Genomic DNA, 5,236 nt, shown 5'->3' with positions numbered 1-5,236 from the left:
ATTTCCTGCATATGCCGGATTAATCGTTATTGGATTATACATATACTGCGTGTATTGTGGATCCTGTTGTGCAGTAACCGCTTTCGCGAAAGCGAACAATAATATAATAGTTAATAATTTATTCATCTCTTCTTATGTTTCAATTAAGGTATCCCGAAATGTCAAACAAATCGGGATACTTTTTAATCATTTATCGTATATAAAGGTATCCTGCTATCTGTTGAACACCACCAAAGTCATCGATATACTCAACTACATAGTAATAAGTACCTGTAGGTAATTTATCTCCTTGACCTATTGTAGTCCTTCCATCTGATACTCCTACAAAACGTTTAGTAGAGTTATCATAATTATCTGCATTGAAGACTTCAATTCCCCAACGATTAAAGATTCTAACCGTGTTTTCAAAGTTCTCAATTCCTTCTATGAAGAAGAAGTCATTCTGACCATCTCCATCTGGGGTAACTGCGTTCCATACTCTAACTCTTCTAGCATCCTGATCTAAGTAATCTGGGATACCATCTCCATCAATATCACTAGTATCACCAGTGTTAGGATTAAGATCTCCATCCGGATTAGCTCCTTCATCTGCAGTAGCAAGACCATCACCGTCATCATCAACATCTAAATAATCTGGAATACCGTCTCCGTCAGAATCTTGATTAGTAGGATCGTTATCACCATCATAGTCCTCGTAAATCGTAGCAACACCGTCGCCATCATCATCGATATCGAACACATCTGGTATACCATCACCATCAGTATCTCCTTGACCGAGTTCATCTCCATTTGAAACATTATCCATGTCACAATCAGCATCTAACCATGCTTGATCAGGCGTCATACTTTGATTATCAAGATCAACATTACAAGGATCTTGAGGATCTGTAGGAGTTCCTCCATTTGGCGGTAATAGTTCGTCAATATTACTGACTCCATCACCATCACAATCTAGATTATCCCATTCTCCTGTGGCAGCAACCAAGTCTTGAGATATAGCCTCATAACTACATGGGTCCTGAGGATCTGTTCCGTCAATTTCCTCTTGTCTATTAGACACTCCATCACCGTCACAATCTAACTGACCATATTCATCTGATGTATCTACGGTCTGACTAGCTGTTAAGAAATCACATGAATCATTTGGATCTGTTCCATCTATAATTTCATCGCCATTTGTAACACCATCGCCATCACAATCTGCATCATTAAAGTCTCCACCAACTGTTGTTGTTTGACTAGCAACAATAAAGTCACAAGGATCAGTAGGATTAGTTCCATCTGCAACTTCATCTGCATTTGTAACACCATCACCATCACAGTCTAGAAGTTGCCAATCAGCACTTGGAGTTAAGTCTTGACTACTAACGTTCAGGTCACATTGATCTAAAGGATCTGTGCCATCTACAACCTCTATTCCATTACTAACTCCATCACCGTCACAATCTAATGCTTCCCATGCCATTGTCTGAGGAACTGTTACATTTTCAAGCATGAAATCACAAGAATCAATTGGATTTGTTCCATCTATAACTTCATCACCATTTGTAACACCGTCACCATCACAATCGGAGTTAGTCCAAACCGTTGTAGGAATAGTATCTTGACTGGTGTACACTAAATCACAAGGATCTTGCGTATCTGTACCATCGATTATCTCAACACCATTACTTACACCATCACCATCACAATCTAAAGCTTCCCATGCTAATGAAGGTGTTAACGTTTGACTAGCTAACACATAATCACATGGATCTTGTGGATCTGTCATGTCTATCACTTCGTCACCATTGGTTACACCATCACCATCACAATCTAAACTATTCCATGTGCTAGTAACATTTGCAATTACTTGACTATTCACATCAAAATCACATGGATCTTGTGGATCTGTACCGTCACCAATTTCAGTTCCATTAGATACACCATCACCATCACAATCTCCACCTAACCAAAGTGTCGAGACATCATTGATATTCTGTGCTGAAGCATCATAATCACATGGATCATTTGGATCGGTTCCTTGCGCAAGTTCATCTCCATTTGAAATACCATCACCATCACAATCAGCGGCTAAATAATCTCCTGTTTGTGCAACAGTTACACTAGCTGCATTGAAATCACATGGATCTTGTGGATCCGTTCCATCTGCTATTTCATCGGCATCTGTTACTCCATCACCGTCACAATCTACTGTGCTTGTTACTGACACACTTATACTACCTACATCATAACTACATGGGTCGTTTGGATTTGTTCCGTCAGGAGTTGTTGGGTCGCCATCTGGACCATTGATTTCATCTGCATCTGTTACACCATCACCATCACAATCTACTACACTCGTTACTGGTGCAGTGATATCACCTACATTATAATCACATGAATCATTTGGATCAGTACCAGCTGCTATTTCATCTGCATCGGTTACTCCATCTCCATCACAATCTACTGTGCTTGTTACCGCAACACTTATGCTTCCAACTGTGTATGAACATGCGTCGTTTGGATCTGTTCCATCTGCTATTTCATCCGCATCAGTTACTCCATCACCATCACAATCTACTGTGCTTGTTACTGGAACTGTTACATCTGCTACATTATAATCACATGGATCATTTGGATTGGTACCTGCTGCTATTTCATCTGCATCCGTTACTCCATCTCCATCACAATCTACTATACTTGTTACTGATACACTAACGCTTCCCACATTATAAGAACATGGATCGTTTGGATCAGTTCCATCTGCTATTTCATCAGCATCAGTTACTCCATCACCATCACAATCTACTGTGCTTGTTACAGCTAACGTTACACTTCCTGGATCATATGAACATGGATCATTTGGATCCGTACCATCTGCTGTAGCTGGATCACCATCTGGTCCATTGATCTCATCGGCATCCGTTACTCCATCGCCATCACAATCTACTATGCTTGTTACTGGAACTGTAATATCTACTACGTTATAATCACATGGATCGTTTGGATCTGTTCCTGCTGCAATCTCATCGGCATCGGTTACTCCATCTCCATCACAATCAACGGTACTTGTTACTGGAACTGTTACATCTGCTACATTATAATCACATGGATCATTTGGATCGGTACCTGCTGCTATTTCATCTGCATCCGTTACTCCATCTCCATCACAATCTACTATACTTGTTACTGATACACTAACGCTTCCCACATTATAAGAACATGGATCGTTTGGATCAGTTCCATCTGCTATTTCATCAGCATCAGTTACTCCATCACCATCACAATCTACTGTGCTTGTTACAGCTAACGTTACACTTCCTGGATCATATGAACATGGATCATTTGGATCCGTACCATCTGCTGTAGCTGGATCACCATCTGGTCCATTGATCTCATCGGCATCCGTTACTCCATCGCCATCACAATCTACTATGCTTGTTACTGGAACTGTAATATCTACTACGTTATAATCACATGGATCGTTTGGATCTGTTCCTGCTGCAATCTCATCGGCATCGGTTACTCCATCTCCATCACAATCAACGGTACTTGTTACAGTTACCGTCACACTTGCTGGATCGTAATCACAAGCATCATTTGGATCGGTTCCAGCTGCTATTTCATCCGCATCAGTTACACCATCTCCATCACAATCTACTGTGCTTGTTACTTGAACTGTTACATCTGCAACATTGTAACTACATGGATCATTTGGATCAGTTCCTGCTGCTATTTCATCAGCATCAGTTACTCCATCTCCATCACAATCTACTGTACTTGTTACGGCTAACGTCACACTTGCTGGATCGTAATCACATGGATCATTTGGATCGGTTCCATCTGCTGTAGCTGGATCACCATCTGGCCCGTTAATCTCATCGGCATCAGTTACTCCATCTCCATCACAGTCTACAATGCTGGTTACTGGTAAACTTATATCTGCCACATCATAATCACAGGCGTCATTACTATCTGTTCCGTCTGGTGTCGTTGGATCTCCATCTGGTCCATTAATCTCATCGGCATCCGTTACTCCATCTCCGTCACAGTCTCCCATGCTCGTAGCTGGTACGGTTGCAGCTCCATCTATATAATCACATGCATCAGTTGGATCAGTTCCATCTGGTGTCGTTGGATCACCATCTGGTCCATTTACTTCATCTGCATCCGTTACTCCATCTCCATCACAATCTACCGTGCTTGTTACTACTACGGTTACATCTGCAACATTGTAACTACATGGATCATTTGGATCGGTTCCTGCTGCTATTTCATCAGCATCCGTTACTCCATCTCCATCACAGTCTACGGTACTTGTTACTGCTAACGTCACACTTGCTGGATCGTAATCACATGGATCATTTGGATCGGTCCCATCTGCTGTAGCTGGATCACCATCTGGTCCGTTGATCTCATCAGCATCCGTTACTCCATCTCCATCACAATCTACTGTGCTGGTTACTGGTAAACTTATATCTGCTACATCATAATCACAGGCGTCATTACTATCTGTTCCGTCTGGTGTCGTTGGATCTCCATCTGGTCCATTAATCTCATCGGCATCCGTTACTCCATCTCCGTCACAGTCTCCCATGCTCGTAGCTGGTANTATATCTGCTACATCATAATCACAGGCGTCATTACTATCTGTTCCGTCTGGTGTCGTTGGATCTCCATCTGGTCCATTAATCTCATCGGCATCCGTTACTCCATCTCCGTCACAGTCTCCCATGCTCGTAGCTGGTACGGTTGCAGCTCCATCTATATAATCACATGCATCAGTTGGATCAGTTCCATTTGCTATTTCAGCACTATTTAAAACACCATCTCCATCACAATCAGCGGACAACCATGGCTCCGCCTGAGTCCCATCTACCACATCATCTTCATTGTAATCACAAGGATCATTTAAATCGGTTCCATTAGGACCGGCAATACCATCCATATCAGGATCTAGTTCTAAACCATTAATTACACCATCTCCATCACAATCAGCATTATACCAATCTGTGTTGTTATCTGATAAATCAACATTAGCAAGTTCCACTCCTACACAAGGATCAAACGGAGCTGGATCATCTCCATTAGTCTCTCCATCTCCATCACAATCGGCAGCTTGCCAAATTGGATTTGTTGTATCTGCTGTACTTCCTGCTGTGAACACACATGGATCTGCTGGGTCTGGATCGGTTCCGTTAGAATCTCCATCTCCATCACAATCGGCAGCTTGCCAGATTGCATTACTCGTATC

2 protein-coding genes are annotated in these 5,236 nt (G+C 41.9%); both read right to left on the bottom strand.

Going from position 1 to position 5,236, the window contains the following annotated elements:
* Positions 1–126 (bottom strand): type IX secretion system membrane protein PorP/SprF (locus ACJJVI_RS00080; protein WP_405349575.1); only part of this gene is annotated, 126 nt, incomplete at its 3' end.
* A 64-nt stretch (positions 127–190) separates the two neighbouring features.
* On the bottom strand, positions 191–5,236 hold a 5,046-nt coding region (locus ACJJVI_RS00075; RefSeq protein WP_405349600.1), incomplete at its 5' end, for a gliding motility-associated C-terminal domain-containing protein.

Source organism: Nonlabens sp. Asnod3-H03 (assembly GCF_045063665.1).
GTDB classification, from domain to species: Bacteria; Bacteroidota; Bacteroidia; order Flavobacteriales; family Flavobacteriaceae; genus Nonlabens; species Nonlabens ulvanivorans.
The sequence above is the reverse complement of the archived record's forward strand: the minus strand, read 5'-3'. Positions and strand labels throughout refer to the sequence as shown.